Raw genomic sequence first — 19626 nt, 5'->3', positions numbered from 1 at the left:
CTAGGGTGAGGGGCTGCGGACGGTCAGTCGCCAGGGCTGTTGGAGTCCGTCAGGACTTCGCGGAACGTCTCCACCAACGGTCGCAAATTGATCCGGTGCCACGCCGCCCATAGCGGTGTGGTAAACGCCAGCCACGGCACTTCGCGCAGCACCACACCCGGTGGCGCGTTGTGGCTCAGCCCCTTCTGAATCATCGCGATCCCCAGCCCCGACGCCACTAGCCCCAGCGCGGTAAAGGGCTCGGTGGCCTGCATGCGCACATCCGGGGTGAAGCCTGCGCGGATGCACGCGCTGACAAACTCGTCGTTTGCACCCTGGCGCGGCTGCACGCCGATCCATTCCTGATCGGCCAGATCCTCCGGTTTCAGCAAGGGCTTTTGGGCCAGCGGATGCTGTTCCGGCAATGCCAGCAGCATCGGATCATCCAGCACCTGAAAGCCGAGCAGATCCGGATCGTCATCGGTCGGCGGCTCGCTCACCAAGGCAATATCGAGACTACGCTGACGCAGGCCTTCCAATTGCTCGGCGGAGCTCAAGTTGTACAGCGCGACATGCACATTGGGCCGGTCCACCCGCAACACGCGCAAGGCGTTGGGCAGGACGCCGGCGTGCATGGCGTTCTCGATGTAGCCGATGCACAAGCCGCCTTCTTCGCCACGGCCCAGACGCTTGCCGAGAGATTCCAGGCGATTGGCATGAGTCAGCAGAGCACGGGTTTCAGCGAGGAAAGTCTGGCCATCGCGGGTCAGGCGAATGCGCTGCTGGCTGCGCTCGAACAGCGTCAGGCCCAGGCGCTCTTCGAGTTGGGCAATTTGCCGGCTCAGCGGCGACTGGGAAATATGCAGGCGTTCCGCTGCGCGGCCGACGTGCTCTTCCTCGGCGACGGCGACGAAGTAGCGCAATTGGCGAATGTCGATCATGTCAGACCTCTGGGGACTCAAGTGCTGCGAATTATGTCTTGGACGGTCTAGTCGTCGCAATCTAGGATTTGCTCAACGGTCACGCAGACCCCGAACGAATGAGGACAATCCAATGAGCTTGAAAGACAAACTGCCCGGCCAGCTGGGCTTTGGCACCGCCCCGTTGGGCAACATGTTCCGCGCCATCGCGGAAGAAGAAGCGCAAGCCACCGTGCATGCCGCATGGGAGGCCGGCGTGCGTTACTTCGACACCGCGCCATTTTACGGCTCGGGTCTGTCGGAGATTCGTTTGGGTGAAGCACTCAAACAGTACAACCGCAATGACTACGTGCTCAGCACCAAAGTCGGCCGGATCATTCTCGATGAAATCGAAGACGCTGCCGCCCGTGATCTGGGTGAGAAGAGCGGGGTGTTCGAACACGGTCGTCCGAACAAGATCATCAACGACTACAGCGCCGACGCGACCCTGCGCTCGATTGAAGGCAGTCTCAAACGTCTGCAAACCGATCGGCTCGATATCGTCTGGGTCCACGACATCGCTCAAGACTTCTACGGCGATCAATGGCTGGAATACTTCAATCAGGCCCGCACTGGCGCCTTCAAAGTGCTGACCCGTTTGCGCGAAGAAGGCGTGATCAAGGGTTGGGGGCTGGGCGTGAACAAGGTCGAGCCGTGTGAACTGACGCTGGACCTGACTGAAGCGCAGCCGGATGGCTTCCTGTTGGCCGGGCGCTACACGCTGCTCGACCACGAACGTCCGCTGCAACGCTTGATGGATTCTGCGCTGGCGCAAAACGTTGAAATTGTCGTCGGCGGGCCTTACAGCTCGGGCATTCTGGCGGGCGGTGCGCACTTCGAATACCAGAAGGCCAGCCCTCAAGTCATCGCCAAGGTCGAGCAGATCAAACGCATTGCTGCCGCTTATAACGTTGATGTGAAAGCCGCGGCCCTGCAATTCTCCCTCGCCAATCCAGCGGTCGCCGCAGTGATTCCCGGGGCGAGCAAACCGGGGCGGATTGCTGAAGATGTCGCGGCACTGTCAGTGGTAATTCCTGCGGGGTTCTGGCAGGCCATGCGTGAAGCGAAACTGGTCTCCGAACGTGCACCATTGCCAATCGATGAGGTGAAAGCATGAAGATTGATCTGAGCGGGAAACTGGCAATTGTCAGCGGCAGCACCGCAGGCATTGGCCTGGGCATCAGCCAGTCGCTGGCCGAATCCGGCGCCACGGTGGTGGTGATCGGCCGCGACACGGCCAAGGTCGAACAGGCGCTGGCGAGCATTCGGCAGAAAGTGCCGGGCGCACAATTGCGCGGTCTGACGGCGGATCTGGGCACGGCGCAAGGCGCAGAGAAACTTTTCGCTGCGGAACCGAAAGCCGACATTCTGGTGAACAACCTCGGCATCTTCAATGACGTCGATTTTTTCGACGCACCGGACAGCGAGTGGACGCGCTTCTATGAAGTCAACGTCATCTCCGGGGTGCGCCTGGCGCGGCATTATGTGCCGGCGATGATCGAACAGGGCTGGGGGCGAGTGATCTTCCTGTCTTCAGAATCCGGGGTGGCGACGCCGGCCGACATGATCAACTATGGCGTGACCAAAAGCGCCAATCTGGCGGTCTCCCACGGCTTGGCCAAACGTCTGGCTGGCACCGGCGTGACGGTCAATGCGATCCTGCCGGGGCCAACCTTCACCGATGGCCTGGAGGAGATGCTCAAGGATGCCGCCGCCGAGTCCGGCCGCAGCCTGCGCGATGAAGCCGACGCCTTTGTGCGCAAGGCCCGTCCGACCTCGATCATCCAGCGGGTGGCCGATGTCGAAGAGGTCGCGCATCTGGTGACGTACATCGCCTCGCCGCTGTCCTCGGCCACCACCGGCGCCGCCCTGCGGGTTGATGGCGGTGTGGTCGACAGCCTGACTATCTGAATTTCTTAAGAGAGACGTTTTTATGGCAACTGCATCAGCAACAATCGATATTCCGGCTTCGGCCGATGAGGTCTGGCAATTGATCGGCGGCTTCAACACGCTGCCGGACTGGCTGCCGTTTATTCCAAGTAGCGAACTGAGCGATGGCGGGCGTGTGCGCAGCTTGAAAACCGCCGATGGCGCGGTGGTGGTCGAACGTCTGCAAACGTTCGATAACGCGGCGAAGACCTACAGCTACTCGATTGAACAGGCACCGTTCCCGGCCACCGACTATCTGGCGACAATCAAGGTCGAGGCCCAAGGGCAGGGCGCGCGAGTCACCTGGTCGGGCCGCTTCACCGCCAAAGGCGTGAGTGATGAGGAAGTGGTGGCGCTGTTCACCGGCATCTATCAAGGCGGCCTGGAGGCGCTGCGCGCGAACTTCCCGGCCTGATAGCCCCAACATAAAAACCTGTGGGAGCTGGCAAGCCAGCTCCCACAGGTTTTTTGTGCTGTTCGCAGAGTCTGCTGGCAACCCAAAGCCCTGTGGGAGTGAGCCCAATGATCAAGTCTGTGGAATCAGACTTTGCCGACAATCCAGCACCAGTTTCGCCCCACCGACATCACTGCTGCCCACCGCCAGATTGAAGCCATGCAAGCTGACAATCGCCGCCACAATCGACAACCCCAGACCAAACCCGCCTTGCGGTTGCCCAGCCTCGGCGCGATAGAAACGCTGGAACACCGCTTCACGCTCGGCCTCCGGAATACCCGGCCCTGAGTCGTGCACTTCGATTCGCGTGTGCCCGGCATCATTCACCCCGCGCAATATGACCGTGCCACCGGGTGGCGTGAATTTTATCGAATTGCTCAGCAGGTTCGCCAAAGCCTCGAACAGCAATGCCCGATCGCCATTGAGCGGTGGCAAGGTTTCCGGCATGTTCAGTTCAAAGCGCAGTTCACCTTCCTCGGCCAGTGGCAGATAAAACGCGTGCAGTTCTTCCAGCAACGACACCGGGTCGAGTTCGACAAAACCGGATCGCCGCTGACGATCCTCCAGTTCGGAAATCCGCAACAACCCACGAAACCGCGCCATCAGGGTGTCCGCTTCGGCCAACACCAGATCCAGTTGCGCCGCTTCTTGCGAGCCTTCGCCCGCCTGCTGTTGCATGCGATACAGCTGCGCGCGCAAGCGGGTCAGCGGCGTGCGCAAATCATGGGCGATGTTGTCGCAGACGCCTTTGACTTCGTTCATCAAGCGCTCGATGCGCTCAAGCATGGCGTTGACGATGGCGGCGAGCATGTCCAGTTCATCGCGGCGATTGGACAGCGGCAAACGGTGGGTCAGGTCCCCGGCCACGATGGACTGCGCACTCGCCTGAATCGCCCGGATGCGCCGCAACGGCCGCCGTCGCAGCAAATGCCAACCGGCAATCCCCGGCAGAATCGTCAGCGACACGCCCCAGAACAACGCATGCAAAATGATCTTCGTCACCGCGAACAGCGAACCGTTGTCACGCAGCAACACCAGCCAGCGGCCATCGCGGGTCTGGGTCGCGACGGCGTCGCAGCTGTCGCTGGGCAAGGTCGGATCATCGGAGTCGGCGCATTCGGCGAGCATGTGAATCTTGCCATCGAGCGGCAGGCCTTCGGGGATCTGCTGCAAGGCGCCACTGAGGTAAACGCCTTGGGCATCGAACAGGCCGTAGGCATCGATGCCGCGAATATCGAAGGTCATGCTGGCGGCGAGGGCGCCTTCCAGTTGCTCACCGCGAAAGTGCGAGAACAGATGCTGACGTTGCATCAGCGAATGTTTGGCGAGGTTGTCGAGGTAGCCGGAAACCTCGTAATACATGACCCCCATGAGGATCGCGCTCCAGGCCACGAACAGCGAACTGTACAGCGCCAGCAAGCGGCTGCTGGAAGAACGCCAGCCGTCAGACGGGTTCGGCAATGACATAACCGGAGCCTCGTACCGTGCGGATCAGCGGCACATTGCCCGCCGCGTCAATCTTCTTGCGCAAACGGCCGATGTGCACGTCGATCAGGTTGGTGCCGGGATCGAAGTGATAGCCCCAGACCTCTTCGAAAATCATCATCCGCGAGAGGATCTGGCCGCTGTTGCGCATCAGGAACTCCAGCAACTTGTACTCGGTCGGCAGCAGCGTCAGCACTTGTTCGGCGCGGCGTGCCTCGTGGCTGATCAGGTCCAGTTGCAAATCGGCGACCTGCAAAGTAGTGGCCTGGGTGGCGCCGCTGTTCTGCCGGCGCAGCAAGACTTCGACTCGCGCCGCCATCTCGTCGGTGGCGAACGGTTTGGTCAGGTAGTCATCGCCACCAGCGCGCAAGCCGCGCACGCGCTCGTCGACATCGGAGAGGGCGCTGATCATCAGAATCGGCGTAGCGACGCCCATCGTGCGCAAGGTGGTGACGATGGCCAGACCGTCGAGCTCCGGCAGCATGCGATCGAGAGTGATCAAGTCGTAGTTGCCGCTCACGGCACGGTCGAGGCCCTCGCGGCCATTGTCGACCCAATCCACATCGAGGCCGTGGCTGCTCAATTCGGCGACGATTTCCCGGGCAGTCACGGCATCGTCTTCGATGGTCAAAATACGTGTCATAGGGCTCGCCTTGATCGGTTCAAACGGAATAGCAGCATTTTGCCAAGAATTTTCCGTGGCGCTTTAAATTAACTTTCATGTTGTAGCCACCATTGGGCGGGGTCGAGGATTAATTTTCCGGAACATTGATATCATCTGGCCATAATCTCAACAGGGAGTGGTTCCGTGCGCATGTTCAATCGCTTTGGCTGGATGCCTTTTTTCGCTGTGCTGCTGGCCTTGCTCAGCGCTTCGGCAGTCGCCGCCAATACCCCGTGCTCGGGCAAGAAAGGTGGAATTGATCGCTGCGACGGCGACCTGTTTCTGTGCAATGACGGCTCTATCAGTGGCTCGAAGAAAAGCTGTACGGCGATGTACGGCAACCAGGGCCAGAGCCGACCGCAAACGCTGCTGCAAAGCGACGATGGATGCGCCTGTGGCACGGGTTCGTTTTGCACCGGGCCACGGGGCGGGGTGTACTGTCTTACCCCCAGTGGCAACAAGAGTTACAAGCGTAAGTGATCGTCTTTTGGCCAATGCATAAAACCCGCTGAATTCAGCCACTTGTTGCAATTTGCAACGTCCTCAGAAGTTCAGATTTTCTAACGTCTTGAAATAAAAGGATTTATTAAATTCGCGCAACTGGCACGGTCGCTGCAATTCCTCACCCGACGAGTTGTAACGACATTTTTCATGCCTGGAGCACTACAACAATGAATAGATCCTCTGATGGTTTTTATGCTGCCTACGAAGGAGAGTCGAGCAACGTTTCAGGGGTATCCTGGGGCGCGATCTTCGCAGGTGCCGCGGCGGCCGCTGCACTGTCGATGATTCTGGTGCTGCTGGGCTTCGGGTTGGGTTTCTCTGCCGTTTCACCTTGGGCCGGGGAGGGCGTCAGCGCCAAGGGCCTGGGTATTTCAACGATCGTCTGGCTGGCGGCGACGCAAATCATCGCTTCCGGGCTGGGTGGCTACATCGCCGGCCGCCTGCGGGTGAAGTGGGCGAACATGCACGGTGACGAGGTGTATTTCCGCGACACCGCCCATGGCTTCCTTGCCTGGTGTGTGGCGACCTTGGTGACGGCGGTGCTGGTCGTTGGCTCGGTCAGCAGTGTCATCAGCGGCGGCGTTCAGGCCGGTGCCAGTGTTGCCGGTGGTGCAGCGAGCGCCATGACCCAGGCGGCCGGCACGGCTGCAGCCAATACCGACAGCAACCAGTATGGTTACTACATCGACAACCTGTTCCGCGATGACCGTCCAGCGTCCGTCAGTGATGACGCGGCACACGGCGCAGTGGCCCGGATCTTCACTGAGAGTCTGGCCAATGGTCAGCTCAGCGCCGAAGACCGCACTTACCTCGCGCAACTGGTTGCACAGCGGACCAACCTGAGTCAGGCCGACGCCGAACGTCGTGTCGATGAAGTGTATGCCCGCACTCAGAAAGCCATTGCCGACGCCAAGCTGAAAGCTCAGCAAGCCGCCGATACCGCCGCGAAAGTCGCTGCCATGACCTCGCTGTGGATGTTCGTTGCGCTGTTGGCCGGTGCGTTCTTCGCAAGCTTTGCAGCCATCTTCGGCGGTCGTCGTCGGGATGCGGTCGAGTACGTTGAAGTCGACACCTACACCACTACCTCCACACTGCCTCCAGTTCGTTAAACAGGGAGAATCACCATGCGCTCACTACTGCTGTTTTTCCTCGGTATTCCGATCCCGATCATCATCCTGATTGCGCTGTTCGTACACTAATTGCTCTATTGAGGCTCATGCCTCGGCCGCTTCTGCCTTCGGGTAGAAGCGGCTTTTTACATTTCAGACATCATGAAACCCCTGTGGGAGCTGGCTTGCCAGCGATGACGGTTTATCTGCTGGCATATTTGCTAACTGGATGAACGCCATCGCTGGCAAGCCAGCTCCCACAGGGACTGTAGCGGTTTCAAATGACAGTGCTTTTCCCCGACCTGGATCAATATTTCAGCTGGCGATATCGCCTAACGTAAATGATCCAGGCCTTTGCTAAAACATGAACTACATTGTTCTCGCGCGCACCTCGTTGCGCTGACGGAGTACCTCGCGAGCCCGCCCGAGCCAAGAATCAAACGGGACGCAAGGTGTAGTGCAGCAAGGAGCTGACACAACCTCAACCGAACCTTTTCACGGATGAACATCGCAATGCACTGCCTAGAAAGAACCTTCGATATCCAGCCCTTGGCGCAGGCGGATATGACCGTGCACATCAACGGTCAACCGGTCACTGCCGCCATCGGCGAAACCGTCCTCAGCGTTATCCAGTCCCTCGGCGTGCGCCAGATTGCGCGCAACGATCATGATCAGATCAGCGGCGCGTACTGCGGCATGGGCGTGTGCCAGTGCTGCCTGGTGAAAATCAATGGCCGGCATAAACGCCGTGCCTGCCAGACCGTCGTGCGTGATGGCATGCAGATCGAAACCCAAGTCAACCGCATCGCCGGGCAGGAGGTCGTATGAGTCTGCAACCGGTGATCGTCGGCGGTGGTCCGGCGGGGATGGCGGCGGCCATCGAACTGGCGCGACATGGCGTGCGCTGCACTTTGCTGGAAGAGGCCTCGCGCCTCGGCGGTGTGGTCTATCGCGGGCCGCTGCGTGACGGCGTGCAGCTGGACTATCTCGGGCCACGTTACTCCGAATCGCTGGGCAAACTGCATGGTGAATTCCAGGAGCAATCGGGGTTGATCGACGTGCGCCTCAATCACCGCGTGGTCGGCGCCGAAGGCACCCGCGCGCTGGTAGTGCTGGACGCTGACGAGCAGCTTCACGAGATCGAGTATCCACAGTTGTTGCTGTCGGCCGGCTGCCATGAGCGCAGCGTGCCGTTTCCCGGCTGGACCCTGCCAGGGGTGATTCTGCTCGGCGGCCTGCAACTGCAAATCAAAAGTGGCGTGGTCAAACCGCGAGGCCCGGTGATTATCGCGGGGACCGGCCCACTGCTGCCGTTGGTGGCGACGCAACTGCATGCGTCGGGCGTCAAAGTCGCGGGCGTGTATGAGGCCTGCGCGTTCGGCAAGATCGCCCGCGAAAGCCTGGCGTTGCTGAACAAGCCGCAATTGTTCCTCGACGGCTTGAGCATGCTCGCCTACCTGAAACTGCACGGCATCGCGATGAATTACGGCTGGGGTGTGGTCGAAGCCCACGGCGAAGGCGAACTGAAAAGCGTCAGTGTCGCGCCGTACTCGCAGAGCTGGACGCCGGACATGTCCCGTGTCGAGCGCTTCGAGGCGCAGACCCTGGCGGTCGGTTACGGGTTTATTCCGCGCACCCAACTCAGTCAGCAAATGGGCCTGGATCACGGCTTCAGCGACGACGGTTATCTGCGCGCCCATTCAAATGTCTGGCAGCAAAGCAACCAGCCTCACATCCATCTGGCCGGCGACATGGGCGGGATTCGCGGTGGTGAAGCGGCGATGCTGGCCGGCAAGATCGCGGCGACGTCTATCCTGCTGCAACGCGGTGTGCTCGACGCGGATCTGGCGCAGGTTCGCCGCGACCGCTATCTGGGCAAACTCAAATCCATCGTGCGTTTTCGCGCGGCGGTGGATCGTTACACCGAACGCGGTGTTGGCCAGACCGCATTGCCGAACGCCGACACAGTGATTTGCCGCTGCGAACACGCGACCCGCGCCGACATCGATCTGGCGCTGGAGCAGGGCGTGCAAGACATTGCCAGCCTGAAAATGCGCACCCGCGTGAGCATGGGCGACTGTCAGGGGCGGATGTGCGTTGGCTACTGCAGCGACCGCTTGCGCCAGTCCACCGGACGCCAGGATGTCGGCTGGCTGCGCCCGCGCTTTCCGATCGATCCGATTCCATTTTCCGCATTCCAGTCTGTCGGCACGGAGGCCGCTTCCCATGAGTAAGTTCTACGACGTGGTCATCGCCGGCGGCGGTGTGATCGGGGCGTCCTGCGCCTATCAATTGTCCAAACGCAAAAACCTCAAGGTGGCCTTGATCGACGCCAAGCGTCCGGGCAATGCGACCCGCGCGTCAGCCGGTGGTTTGTGGGCGATCGGCGAGTCGGTGGGCCTGGGGTGCGGGGTGATTTTCTTCCGCATGATGTCGGCCAACCGCAAGCGCGCAACCCAGGGCGCGGCGGTGGCGGTGGACGCCAGCACGCCGCACATCCTGCCAGAGTCGTTCTTTGATTTTGCCTTGCAGTCCAACGCGCTGTACCCGGCGCTGCACCGTGAACTGAAAGACAATCACGGCATGGATTTCAAGTTCGAAAAGACCGGGCTCAAATTCGTGATTTATGACGATGAAGACCGGCTCTACGCCGAACATATCGTCGGCTGCATTCCGCATTTGGCCGATCAGGTGCGCTGGCTCGATCAAGCCGCACTGCGCGAAGCCGAGCCCAGCGTCAGTCATGAAGCACGCGGGGCGCTGGAGTTTCTCTGCGACCATCAGGTCAGCCCGTTCCGCCTCGCCGATGCCTACATGGAAGGCGCGCGGCAGAATGGTGTCGATATCTTCGTCAACACCAACGTCACAGGCGTGTTGCACCACGGTACACGGGTCACCGGCGTACAAACGGCTGAGGAGGGCGTGTTCCACTGCAAGACGCTGATCAATGCCGGCGGTGCCTGGGCGGCGGACTTGAGCGAATGGGCGACCGGCATCCGCATTCCGGTGAAACCGGTGAAAGGGCAGATTCTGCTGACCGAGCGCATGCCGAAAATCCTCAACGGCTGCCTGACCACCAGCGACTGCTACGTGGCGCAAAAGGACAACGGCGAGATCCTCATCGGCAGCACCACCGAAGACAAAGGCTTCGACGTCACCACCACCTACCCGGAAATCGCCGGGCTGGTGCAGGGGGCGGTGCGCTGCCTGCCGGAGCTTGCGCACGTCAACCTCAAACGCACCTGGGCGGGACTGCGTCCAGGTTCGCCGGATGAGTTGCCGATTCTTGGGCCAATGCGTGGAGTGGAGGGATATCTGAATGCGTGCGGGCACTTCCGTACCGGGATTCTGACCTCAGCCATTACCGGTGTGCTGCTGGATAAAATGGTCAACGACGAGCCGCTGCCTTTGGACATCACGCCGTTTCTGGCGGATCGCTTCGAGACAGCGCCGGTCAAGCAGACGCTCGAGTTAGAACCTGCCTGACCTGAGCAAGATTGATGTTGAACAGGCCGGCCTCTTCGCTGGCAAGCCAGCTCCCACAGTGGCCGAGTCGTATCGAAATTTTGTATACGACGCTGAATCCTGTGGGAGCTGGCTTGCCAGCGATGGCGGTCTGCGCGGCGCCTAATCTCTCAGGTTTTGCGCGATTCTTCTTCAAGTTGATCCGACTCAAACAAACGCGCCAGTTCCGCCCGGGCTTCCTGGGCGGTTTGCAGGACTTTGGCTGCGTCGTCATACACTGCGTGTTGCGCCTCCAGCACCTGTTCGTCGTGGTGCTTGAAGCGTTTGATCCGCGCATCGGCCTGGGCCTGGGTCAGCCCGAGGCCAACCAGCGTGCGCCGGCTCATTTCCAGACTTGAGTAGTACGTCTCACGAATCGCCTCGGCGCCAACATCCACCAAGCGGTGAACGTGCTGACGGTTACGGGCCCGAGCGATGATCTTCATGTGCGGGTAGAGCTTGCGCACCACCTCGGCGGTCTTGATATTCGTCTCCGGATCATCCGTGGCGATCACAAAATATTCCGCTTCACCGACCTTTGCAGCATGCAGAATTTCCGCGCGCATCGGGTCGCCATAAAACACCGGCACACCACCGAAACTGCGCGACAGTTCGATGGTTTCCACCGAGGTGTCGAGGGCGACAAACTTGATGTTCTGCGCCCGCAGAATCCGCGCAACGATCTGCCCCATCCGGCCCATGCCGGCGATCACCACGCGCGGCGTGTCCGTATCGATTTCGCGGAATTTCTCGGGTACTTCCACCGGTTGCACTTTTGGGCTGACCAGCCTTGCGCAAAGCAACAGCAACAACGGCGTCACGGCCATCGACAGGGTGATGGTCAGCACCAGCAGGTCATACAGACGCGGCTCGAACAGACCCTGATCGCGCCCGATCTTGAACACCACAAACGCGAACTCACCCCCCGCCGCGAGCACGATGCCGAGGCGAATCGCACTGACCTTGTTCAAGCCACCGGCCAGACGTCCCACCACAAACAGCAACGGCAGTTTCAAGCCGATCAACAATAGCGTCAGCCCCAGCACGGTAATCGGTGCGCTGAGCAACAGACTCAGATTGGCACCCATGCCGACGCTGATGAAAAACAGCCCCAGCAGCAGGCCTTTGAACGGTTCGATCTGCGCTTCCAGTTCATGGCGATATTCAGAATCGGCCAGCAGCAAACCGGCAAGAAATGCCCCCAGCGCCATCGACACACCGACCAGATCCATCAGCCACGCGGTGCCGATCACCACCAGTAGCGCGGTCGCAGTCGACACTTCCGGCAGACCGGTTTTCGCCACCACGCGAAACACCGGCCGCAACAGATAGCGCCCGCCGATCACCACCACAGCAATACCACCGAGCACCTGCAGGCTGTGCCGTACATCGTCGGCAGTGCTGGTGTGATGATCGACACCGGCCAGCATCGGCACCAGCGCGATCAACGGGATCGCAGCGATGTCCTGAAACAGCAGAATGGCAAACGCCAGGCGCCCGTGGGGGCTGGTCAGCTCCTTGCGCTCGGCAAGGCTTTGCAGGCCGAACGCGGTGGACGACAGCGCCAGACCGAGGCCCAGCACAATCGCGCTGTTCAGCGGCTGGCCGAACACGGCCAACGCCAGCACGCCAATCACCGACGCGGTCAGCAGCACCTGCGCCAGACCCACACCGAACACCGATCTGCGCATCACCCACAAGCGTCGCGGCGACAGCTCAAGGCCAATGATGAACAGCAGCAACACCACGCCCAGCTCCGAGATGTGCGCCACGCTCTGCGGATTGCCGATCAGGCCCAGCACCGACGGGCCGATGATCACCCCGGCAAACAGATAACCAAGCACCGCGCCCAATTGCAGACGTTTGGCCAAGGGTACGGTGAGCACCGCCGCGAGCAGAAAAACAACGGCGGCTTGCAACAAATTGCCTTCATGGGGCATGGGTTTACTCCTGACAACGGCACGGCGGGGGGCGACAAGGATAAAGGCTGAAACCTCGTCAAACCAAATCCCCCTGATTCGGATGATCAACACAATCCCCCTACACGGGGTAATTCAGATCTGTAACATATTGCATCAATTGGTTACATTTATAACCCAAGCGAATCAATCCCCGAGTCCCGCCATGGCCATCAACTTCGACCTCAACGATCTGCAAGCCTTTCGCGCCGTGGTCGAGCAGGGCAGTTTCCGCAAAGCCGCCGACACCGTGCGACTCTCGCAACCGGCCTTGAGTCGACGCATCGAGAAGCTTGAAGACGCCCTTGGCGTGAAACTGTTCGAGCGCACCACGCGCAAAGTCAGCCTGACCCAGGCCGGTCGCGGTTTCATGCCGAGTGTCGAACGTTTGCTGGACGATCTGGACGTTGCACTGCTGGGCATCAGCGAAGTTGCCTCGACCCGACTGGGCCACGTCACCGTCGCTTGCGTGCCCTCTGCCGCGTACTACTTCATGCCGCGTGTGGTTGCGCGCTATCACCAGCAATTCCCGCGCATCAAGGTCAAAGTCCTCGACGCCAGCGCCCACGACGTATTGAGCGCCGTGGTCAATGGCGAGGCCGATTTCGGTTTGAGTTTTATGGGCACGCAGGATGCCAAAGTCGACTTCGAGCCGCTTGTGCAGGAGTGCTATGTCGTGGCGTGTCGTCGCGATCACCCGTTGGCCGGGCGCAACAGCGTGACGTGGGACGAGTTCTACCAGCAGGATTACATCTCGCTGGACAAGACTTCCGGCAACCGTTTTTTACTCGATCAGGCCTTGAGCAGCGTGGTGCCGCAGCGTCAGAGCATCTGCGAAACCCGGCATGTGACAACGATGATTGGCCTGGTGGAGGCAGGGTTGGGCGTAGCGGCGGTGCCGCTGATGGCGATGCCGGGGCCGGATCATCCGATCCTGACGCGGATACCGCTGACGGATCCGCAAGTGATGCGCAGCGTTGGCATTATCAAGCGCCGGGATCGTACGCTGACCCCGGCGGCACTGGAACTGGAGCGGCTGGTGGAGGAAATGAAAGTCCAGCCGCCGATTATCAACGCTTGACCGAATCCAGCCCGGTCGCCTGCACGTCAGCTTGTGCGGCCGGCGCAGCGAGGTAGGCGAGTAACGCTTTGGCCTCGGCGGGATGTTGCGCGTTGACCGGAATACCCGCAGCGAAGCGCGTCACCGATTGCACCGACTCTGGAATCTTCGCCACAAAACTCACGCCTGGCACCGGCAGCAATTCGCTGACCTGCTGGAAGCCCAGTTGATAATCACCCGTGGCAACCACCGAGCCCACGGGGATTTTCGCGATCATCTTCGCCTTCGGTTTCAACTGATCTTCGATGCCGAGTTTCTTGAACAACTGCTGCTCGATGTACACGCCGCTGGCGCTGTCGGAGTACGCCACCGATTGCGCGTCAAGCAGGGTTTTCTTCAGGCTCTCGACGTTGCTGATGTCCGGTTTCGGCGCGCCAGCGCGTACCACCAGACCGATCCGCGAGTCCGCCAGTTCTACCCGCGACGCCGGGTCGACCTTGCCTTGTTTGATCAATTCGTCGAGGGCGTAGCCGACCATGATCACTACGTCGGCGTGCTCGCCACGCGCGAGGCGATTGGGGATCGCCTCTGGCGCCTTGCCCATCGACGGGCCGAACTGGGTGTCGAGGGTGTTGCCCGTGGCCGCGGCGAATTTCGGGCCGAGGATTTTATAGGCCGCGGTGAAGCCGCCCGAGGTCATCACGTTTACTTGTTCGGCGTGCGCCAGGGCGCTGAAAGCGAGGAGGGCGAGGGCGCCCAGATTCAACAGTTTTTTCATGGTCGTGGTTCCTTATGCAGTAGCCGGTTGCAGACGGCCGCCTGCGCGGCGATAGAGGTAAAGCGTCGCGAGCAATGCGCACAGCGCGCCGATGCTCATCCAGTAACCCGGCGCGGCTTTGTCGCCGGTGTACTGAATCAGGAAGGTCGACATCGCCGGCGTGAAACCGCCGAAAATCGCTGTGGCCAGGCTGTAGGCGAGGGAGAAACCGGCGACGCGTACTTCCACCGGCATGATCTCGGTGAGCGCCGGAATCATCGCGCCGTTGTACAAACCGTAAATAAACGACAGCCACAACAGCGACAGCAGCATGTGGCTGAAACTCGGTGCCTGCACCAGGTACGACAGCGCCGGATAGGTCGTGGCCAAGGCCAGCAGCGACATCGCGATCAGCACCGGACGACGACCGATGCGGTCGGACAACATGCCGCCGATCGGCAGCCAGAAGAAGTTCGACACACCCACCAACAGTGTTACCAGCAACGCGTCGGAAGTGCTCAGGTGCAGCACGGTTTTGCCGAAGGTCGGCGCGTACACGGTGATCAGGTAAAACGCGGTGGTGGTCAGGGCGACCATCAGCATCCCGCCGAGCACCACGCTCCAGTTCTGGCCGAGGGTACGGAACACTTCGCCCATGCTCGGGCGGTGCTTGCGTGCGGCGAACTCTTCGGTTTCCGCCAGATTACGGCGCAGGAAAAAGATGAACGGGACGATCATGCAGCCGATGAAAAACGGAATCCGCCAGCCCCAATCGGCAACCACGTCCGGCGCCATCCACGCGTTCAGCGCGTAACCCAAGGCAGCCGCGACGATGATCGCCACTTGCTGACTCGCTGATTGCCACGCGGTGAAAAAACCTTTGCGGCCCGGCGTGGCGATCTCGGAGAGATACACCGACACGCCACCCAGTTCCGCACCGGCCGAGAAACCCTGCAACAGCCGCCCGATCAATACCAGCGCCGGGGCGAACAGGCCGATGGTTTCGTAACCGGGCACCAATACAATCAATATCGTGCCGCTGGCCATGATCGACAGGGTGACGATCAACCCTTTGCGCCGACCGACATCATCGATGTAGGCGCCAAGCACAATCGCCCCCAGCGGACGCATCAGGAAACCTGCGCCAAACACTGCAAAGGTCATCATCAGGGAGGCGAATTCACTGCTCGCCGGAAAGAACACCGCCGCGATCTGCGTGGCGTAGAAGCCGAACAGAAAGAAGTCGAACTGTTCGAGGAAGTTACCCGAGGTCACTCGGAAAATGGCACCGGCCCGCGAGCCGCCGTGTGGGATTGAGGCTGTCATAGAAAAGAACTCCACCGCTTTTATGACGTGCGCTACGGGGAGGCGGCGCACGGTTTTTATTGAGGCGGATGGTGGCGCAGTTGTAACAATCTGTTAATTGCATTGTTGGCATGGATTGATGCCGAAAGTGAATCAATGGCCTGGCATTGCGATCAACGGTGGGAGCGAGCCTGCTCGCGAAGGCGTGCGTTCAGGCGATGGAGATGTTGCCTGTACCGGCCTCATCGCTGGCAAGCCAGCTCCCACAGGTTTTTGAGGTGTGCACAACTGTTGAATGCATTACCCATCCTTTGGTGCTGGCGTTCCAGCCCTCAGGTATTTGCAATGTGCACAAATAGTGAGTTCACCGTGGATCCCTGTGGGAGCTGGCAAGCCAGCTCCCACAGGTTTTTGAGGTGTGCACAACTGTTGAATGCATTACCCATCCTTTGGGGCTGGCGTTCCAGCCCTCAGGTATTTGCAATGTGCACAAATAGTGAGCTCACCTTGGATCCCTGTGGGAGCTGGCTTGCCAGCGATGGCGGTGGGTCAGGCGACGCTGACTTCGTCACGAGCAGGCTCGCTACCGCTGTCATCCGCCAAGGCCTGCGCAGTCAGCAATGGCGGTAGCGGGCAATCGAGCAAATCCGCCACCGCGCGAAACACCTCTGTCTCTGCCACGGTAATCACGCCGTCGTGCATCACGCATCGGGTCATGGCGTTGAGCAGGGCGGGCCGCTCCTCTGGCATGAGGTGGCGCAGACGCTTGATCGCCGCTTCCAGCCCCGTCAGTTCCTCCAGCTCGACGCGCATTTCCTGCGGCCGTTCGAACGTCAGGCCTTGCCAGGCAAATTGCAATGCCTGCGATGCTGCCGGCATGTTCTGCTGCCCGGCGCGGGCGAGTGCGGTGAGCAGCGCCATGAGCTCTTCGGCGCACTGGAACAAACCAAACTTGAATTGCACTGGTGCGGCGCCCTCTACATTGCGCTCGACAATCCGTAACAACGTCCACTCCAGCAGCTCGGTTTCGTTGTCGGCTTCGATCAACCGATTCAGATTGTGCTTGACCTTGGCGAAGGGTTTTTTGCCAAGTTGTTGCAGGCTTGGAATGGCCAGGTCCAGCAATGGCAGACGCAGGCCAGGATTGAGCGACGACAAAGGTTCGCGCAGCAGGTTCAGGGTGCTGAACATACTGTCGTCGATTGCCTCGCGCAGTATCTCCAGTTGCACGCCCAGCAAGGAAACCGAGCGCGACAGCAGCAGTCCATAGACGATGGCCTCCGCACCGTCGACAGTGCGTGCCGCCGCTTTGAGCGATTGCGGAATGTCTTCCAGCATGCGCCGCGCTTCGATCAGATGTTCGGCTTGCGGCGCGCCGATGGCGGCAACGGAAGCCTGAATCGAGTTCATGTCGTAAAGCACCGCCATGGCCGCAGCAGGCACGCCGCCGAACGCATCGGGTACGGGCAGAACGACAGTGGGCCGGGTCTCGGTCAGCGGTGCTGCGATCTTGCTGAAGCTGCCATCCCATTGCGCGTCGACCCGGCGGATTCGCTCATTCAGATCCGGATGCGATGCCAACGAGTCAGAGCTTGTGGCGCCCGGGCCGAAATACAGGTGGCTGTATTCCTCGGCCCGGGGGGATTTGATGGCCGAGCCGAGTTCATAACCGCCAATTTTCTTCAACGCACCGGCGATGCCTTGCGGATTGCGGGTGTATTGCACCGCGGTGGCATCGGCCAGAAACTCGCGCTCCCGACTGATTGCAGCTTTGATCCGATTGCCAAATATCGTCCCCGTGATACCGACAATCAACAGTGCAAAGCCGATCAACATCGGGATGGCCACGAACTTGTTGCGACTCACTGGCGTTTTACCGACGTGCTCCGTGCCCTGGAGGATATAGGAGCCGGTCAACCCCAGTACCATGATCCCGTGGACGATGGCGACCAGCCGCGTATTGAGGCGCATGTCGCCGTTATAGATATGGCTGAACTCATGGGCGATCACCCCTTGCAGCTCTTCGCGGGTCAGCAGATTGATCGCGCCCTGGGTGACGCCGATGACCGCATTCTGTGGCGTGAGTCCCGCAGCGAAAGCGTTTATGCCCAGATCGGGCAGCAAGTACACCGAGGGCACGGCGGTGCCGGATGCGATGGCCATTTCTTCCACCACGTTGAGCAAACGCTGCTCTTCGAGCGTCTGCGCGCTGTGGTTGATCAGCCGGCCGTCGAGACGCCGCGCAACCACTTTGCCGCCCTCGGACAACTCCCAGTGTTTCGACAGACTGCCCATCAACACAATGCTGATGATCACCGCCGACACGGTGCCGACCAGTTGCCGATTCAGCTCCAGATCGATAATGACGTTTCCGTCACCATCCTCGACCGGAATGACCATGAGCAGGCAAGACATCGCGATCAGGCTGAGTACCGCGAGCATCATCAAAAAAATCAGCAGCAGGGTGCGTCGCTTGGCTTGACGCTGTTGTTCAAAAAAATTCATTTCGCCATCCGTTGGCCAGGGGTCAGAACGAAACCTTTGGAGCTTCCTGAATGGCCGCGCTGTCGGCAAACGTCAGCGGCGATGCATCAGCACCGTGGCCCAACAGCGGGGCGAACAAGGCGGCGGGGAAACTTTGCTTGAGTGTGTTGTAGGTCATCACCGCATCGTTGTAGGCCTGGCGGGAGAAACTGACTTTGTTTTCGGTGCTGCTCAGCTCTTCGCTCAGTTGCTGCATGTTTTGTGAGGCTTTGAGATCCGGGTAGGCTTCGACCGTGACATTCAGCCGGCCCATGGCACTGCTCAATGCGCCGTCGGCCTGACCCAGTTGTGCCATGTTCTGCGCATTGCCCGGCTGCGCCTGAGCTGCCTGCAATCCGGCCAGCGCAGTGTTGCGCGCAGCGATCACGGCCTCCAGGGTTTCACGCTCATGAGCCATGTAACCCTTGGCGGTGGCCACCAGGTTGGGGATCAGGTCGTAGCGGCGCTTGAGTTGTACTTCCAGTTGCGCAAAGGCGTTTTTGATCTGGTTACGTCGGGCGACGAGATCGTTGAAGAGTTTGATGGCATAGAGGGCGAGGAGCCCGGCAACGACCAGAATGATAATGAGGGTGCTGTTCACGGTGATGTCCTTGTTCACGCGGCAGAAAGGGGCGCGGCATGTTAGCGCAAACGCCTGCTCGCGGCAGCCGCGTTTTCGGGCATTGCAAAGTATTGGAAGTGCCGTCCCCATCGTTGGCAAGCCAGCTCCCACACAGATCTGTAGGCAGTTCAAGTTTTGTAACCGACATCGAAACCTGTGGGAGCTGGCTTGCCGGCGATGACGGCCTGTCTAACGAAAGAAATCCCCCTGCCAGTCCAAACAAAAAACAAGGAATGATTTCGGCGCTGTGCAGTCGGAGTTCAGGTAACACATATCTCTGGAGGTTCACCGATGAACAGCAAAACCCTATTCGCCAGCCTGGCCCTGGTCGCCGGCATTGCCGGGATCAGCCCGATTGTTCAAGCGGCGCAAACCTCGAATGACCCCTCCGTCCAGTCCCCCGTCAGCGATCGCGAACTAAAGATCAACGACCGCGCGCCAGACGTTTATCAGCGCAGTGACAAAGCCTTGAAAAACTGGAAAGCGAAAGGTTTGAAAGCACCGGTTGAGCAAGCGCAGTGGGTGCAGATCAATGATCAGTACGTGATGGTGATGATCACCAACGGGACCATTGTCGAGATGCAGCCGGTAGAGCGGTAGTCCATCAGGTAACAATTGGCCAGGGAGGGCGAATTGCAATACGACGCCGTGCGAAGTAACCCGATGTGTTTTTGCTGCCGAGTTCATTAAGGAAGGTCTGAAGTACCCACCGATTTTTGAGGCCCTCGCTGCTTGAGGTTCAAAAAATCCAAGTCGGCCGAAAAACAGACCCTTCTTGTCTTTAATTCACGGCTCTTTCCTCTGATCGTGCTGT

General features: G+C 60.0%; 18 protein-coding genes. 10 read left to right on the top strand and 8 right to left on the bottom strand.

What is annotated here, in order from left to right:
* Positions 1–23: 23 nt before the first annotated feature.
* The gene (locus tag IEQ42_RS19730; protein WP_210704789.1) at positions 24–920 is read right to left on the bottom strand and encodes a LysR substrate-binding domain-containing protein; all 897 of its coding nucleotides are present in this window, start codon (positions 918–920) and stop codon (positions 24–26) included.
* Between the two features lie 112 nt (positions 921–1032).
* On the opposite strand from IEQ42_RS19730, the gene IEQ42_RS19725 reads away from it, so the two are divergent.
* Genes IEQ42_RS19725 through IEQ42_RS19715 form a run of 3 tightly spaced genes read left to right on the top strand, consistent with a single transcriptional unit; the run spans position 1033 to position 3282 of the window.
* Entirely contained in the window at positions 1033–2055 is a 1023-nt protein-coding gene (locus tag IEQ42_RS19725) for an aldo/keto reductase (RefSeq protein WP_210704787.1), read from the top strand.
* Entirely contained in the window at positions 2052–2849 is a 798-nt protein-coding gene (locus IEQ42_RS19720; RefSeq protein WP_210704784.1) for an SDR family NAD(P)-dependent oxidoreductase, read from the top strand. Before IEQ42_RS19725 ends, IEQ42_RS19720 begins: the two co-directional genes overlap by 4 nt.
* A 22-nt stretch (positions 2850–2871) precedes the next feature.
* Entirely contained in the window at positions 2872–3282 is a 411-nt protein-coding gene (locus IEQ42_RS19715; protein WP_200616915.1) for an SRPBCC family protein, read from the top strand.
* A gap of 111 nt (positions 3283–3393) precedes the next feature.
* Here the strand turns inward: IEQ42_RS19715 and IEQ42_RS19710 are convergent, their stop codons facing one another.
* Together IEQ42_RS19710 and IEQ42_RS19705 are read right to left on the bottom strand one after the other, a co-directional pair.
* Positions 3394–4788: a sensor histidine kinase gene (locus IEQ42_RS19710; RefSeq protein WP_210704782.1), complete on the bottom strand. Its 1395-nt coding sequence runs from the start codon at positions 4786–4788 to the stop codon at positions 3394–3396.
* Positions 4766–5449, bottom strand: a complete 684-nt coding sequence (locus tag IEQ42_RS19705; protein ID WP_042559723.1) for a response regulator transcription factor — start codon at positions 5447–5449, stop codon at positions 4766–4768. Before IEQ42_RS19705 ends, IEQ42_RS19710 begins: the two co-directional genes overlap by 23 nt.
* A gap of 171 nt (positions 5450–5620) precedes the next feature.
* Here IEQ42_RS19705 and IEQ42_RS19700 point away from each other — a divergent pair, with 171 nt between their 5' ends.
* The 5 genes from IEQ42_RS19700 (at position 5621) to hcnC (ending at position 10569) form a co-directional block, all read left to right on the top strand.
* Positions 5621–5950, top strand: coding sequence for a YdcA family protein (locus tag IEQ42_RS19700; protein WP_210704903.1), 330 nt, complete (start codon positions 5621–5623; stop codon positions 5948–5950).
* Positions 5951–6141: 191 nt separating this feature from the next.
* Complete coding sequence (locus IEQ42_RS19695; RefSeq protein ID WP_150595539.1) at positions 6142–7083, top strand: hypothetical protein; 942 nt, start codon at positions 6142–6144, stop codon at positions 7081–7083.
* Positions 7084–7596: 513 nt separating this feature from the next.
* Positions 7597–7911 carry a (2Fe-2S)-binding protein gene (locus IEQ42_RS19690; RefSeq protein WP_042562120.1) on the top strand — a complete coding sequence of 105 codons (315 nt, stop codon included), beginning with the start codon at positions 7597–7599 and terminating at the stop codon, positions 7909–7911.
* Entirely contained in the window at positions 7908–9317 is a 1410-nt protein-coding gene (hcnB, locus tag IEQ42_RS19685; RefSeq protein ID WP_210704780.1) for an FAD/NAD(P)-dependent oxidoreductase, read from the top strand. Before IEQ42_RS19690 ends, hcnB begins: the two co-directional genes overlap by 4 nt.
* On the top strand, positions 9310–10569 hold the full coding sequence (hcnC, locus tag IEQ42_RS19680; protein WP_210704778.1) for an NAD(P)/FAD-dependent oxidoreductase: 1260 nt from the start codon (positions 9310–9312) through the stop codon (positions 10567–10569). The genes hcnB and hcnC overlap by 8 nt, the downstream gene beginning before the upstream one ends.
* A 149-nt stretch (positions 10570–10718) precedes the next feature.
* Here the strand turns inward: hcnC and IEQ42_RS19675 are convergent, their stop codons facing one another.
* The gene (locus tag IEQ42_RS19675; protein WP_210704776.1) at positions 10719–12527 is read right to left on the bottom strand and encodes a monovalent cation:proton antiporter-2 (CPA2) family protein; all 1809 of its coding nucleotides are present in this window, start codon (positions 12525–12527) and stop codon (positions 10719–10721) included.
* Positions 12528–12711: 184 nt separating this feature from the next.
* Here IEQ42_RS19675 and IEQ42_RS19670 point away from each other — a divergent pair, with 184 nt between their 5' ends.
* Positions 12712–13626 carry a LysR family transcriptional regulator gene (locus tag IEQ42_RS19670; protein WP_210704774.1) on the top strand — a complete coding sequence of 305 codons (915 nt, stop codon included), beginning with the start codon at positions 12712–12714 and terminating at the stop codon, positions 13624–13626.
* Here IEQ42_RS19670 and IEQ42_RS19665 read toward each other — a convergent pair.
* From IEQ42_RS19665 to IEQ42_RS19650, 4 genes are all read right to left on the bottom strand, one after another.
* On the bottom strand, positions 13616–14383 hold the full coding sequence (locus tag IEQ42_RS19665) for a substrate-binding domain-containing protein (RefSeq protein WP_210704773.1): 768 nt from the start codon (positions 14381–14383) through the stop codon (positions 13616–13618). The two genes, IEQ42_RS19670 and IEQ42_RS19665, sit on opposite strands and share 11 nt — an antisense overlap.
* Before the next feature lie 12 nt (positions 14384–14395).
* Positions 14396–15688 (bottom strand): MFS transporter, encoded by a 1293-nt coding sequence (tcuC, locus tag IEQ42_RS19660; protein WP_210704771.1) that lies wholly within the window; start codon positions 15686–15688, stop codon positions 14396–14398.
* A gap of 528 nt (positions 15689–16216) precedes the next feature.
* Positions 16217–18172, bottom strand: a complete 1956-nt coding sequence (locus IEQ42_RS19655) for a M48 family metallopeptidase (protein ID WP_210704769.1) — start codon at positions 18170–18172, stop codon at positions 16217–16219.
* 22 nt (positions 18173–18194) lie between these two features.
* Positions 18195–18791, bottom strand: coding sequence for a LemA family protein (locus IEQ42_RS19650; protein ID WP_210704766.1), 597 nt, complete (start codon positions 18789–18791; stop codon positions 18195–18197).
* 312 nt (positions 18792–19103) lie between these two features.
* Between IEQ42_RS19650 and IEQ42_RS19645 the strand changes: the two genes are divergently transcribed.
* The gene (locus IEQ42_RS19645) at positions 19104–19412 is read left to right on the top strand and encodes an RcnB family protein (protein ID WP_150595529.1); all 309 of its coding nucleotides are present in this window, start codon (positions 19104–19106) and stop codon (positions 19410–19412) included.
* Positions 19413–19626: the final 214 nt, after the last annotated feature.

The organism is Pseudomonas iridis, from assembly GCF_017980685.1.
GTDB classification, from domain to species: Bacteria; Pseudomonadota; Gammaproteobacteria; order Pseudomonadales; family Pseudomonadaceae; genus Aquipseudomonas; species Aquipseudomonas iridis.
Note: the sequence above shows the minus strand (reverse complement) of the source record. Positions and strands in the feature narration are given on the sequence as shown.

Excerpts from the sequence above, each read along its gene's own strand:
- IEQ42_RS19710 (WP_210704782.1), bottom strand. The coding sequence starts at position 4,788 with ATGTCATTGCCGAACCCGTCTGACGGCTGGCGTTCTTCCAGCAGCCGC.
- IEQ42_RS19700 (WP_210704903.1), top strand. The coding sequence starts at position 5,621 with ATGTTCAATCGCTTTGGCTGGATGCCTTTTTTCGCTGTGCTGCTGGCC.
- IEQ42_RS19730 (WP_210704789.1), bottom strand. The coding sequence starts at position 920 with ATGATCGACATTCGCCAATTGCGCTACTTCGTCGCCGTCGCCGAGGAA.
- IEQ42_RS19690 (WP_042562120.1), top strand. The coding sequence starts at position 7,597 with ATGCACTGCCTAGAAAGAACCTTCGATATCCAGCCCTTGGCGCAGGCG.
- IEQ42_RS19695 (WP_150595539.1), top strand. The coding sequence starts at position 6,142 with ATGAATAGATCCTCTGATGGTTTTTATGCTGCCTACGAAGGAGAGTCG.
- tcuC (WP_210704771.1), bottom strand. The coding sequence starts at position 15,688 with ATGACAGCCTCAATCCCACACGGCGGCTCGCGGGCCGGTGCCATTTTC.
- IEQ42_RS19705 (WP_042559723.1), bottom strand. The coding sequence starts at position 5,449 with ATGACACGTATTTTGACCATCGAAGACGATGCCGTGACTGCCCGGGAA.
- IEQ42_RS19720 (WP_210704784.1), top strand. The coding sequence starts at position 2,052 with ATGAAGATTGATCTGAGCGGGAAACTGGCAATTGTCAGCGGCAGCACC.
- IEQ42_RS19665 (WP_210704773.1), bottom strand. The coding sequence starts at position 14,383 with ATGAAAAAACTGTTGAATCTGGGCGCCCTCGCCCTCCTCGCTTTCAGC.
- hcnB (WP_210704780.1), top strand. The coding sequence starts at position 7,908 with ATGAGTCTGCAACCGGTGATCGTCGGCGGTGGTCCGGCGGGGATGGCG.
- hcnC (WP_210704778.1), top strand. The coding sequence starts at position 9,310 with ATGAGTAAGTTCTACGACGTGGTCATCGCCGGCGGCGGTGTGATCGGG.
- IEQ42_RS19670 (WP_210704774.1), top strand. The coding sequence starts at position 12,712 with ATGGCCATCAACTTCGACCTCAACGATCTGCAAGCCTTTCGCGCCGTG.
- IEQ42_RS19645 (WP_150595529.1), top strand. The coding sequence starts at position 19,104 with ATGAACAGCAAAACCCTATTCGCCAGCCTGGCCCTGGTCGCCGGCATT.
- IEQ42_RS19655 (WP_210704769.1), bottom strand. The coding sequence starts at position 18,172 with ATGAATTTTTTTGAACAACAGCGTCAAGCCAAGCGACGCACCCTGCTG.
- IEQ42_RS19715 (WP_200616915.1), top strand. The coding sequence starts at position 2,872 with ATGGCAACTGCATCAGCAACAATCGATATTCCGGCTTCGGCCGATGAG.
- IEQ42_RS19725 (WP_210704787.1), top strand. The coding sequence starts at position 1,033 with ATGAGCTTGAAAGACAAACTGCCCGGCCAGCTGGGCTTTGGCACCGCC.
- IEQ42_RS19675 (WP_210704776.1), bottom strand. The coding sequence starts at position 12,527 with ATGCCCCATGAAGGCAATTTGTTGCAAGCCGCCGTTGTTTTTCTGCTC.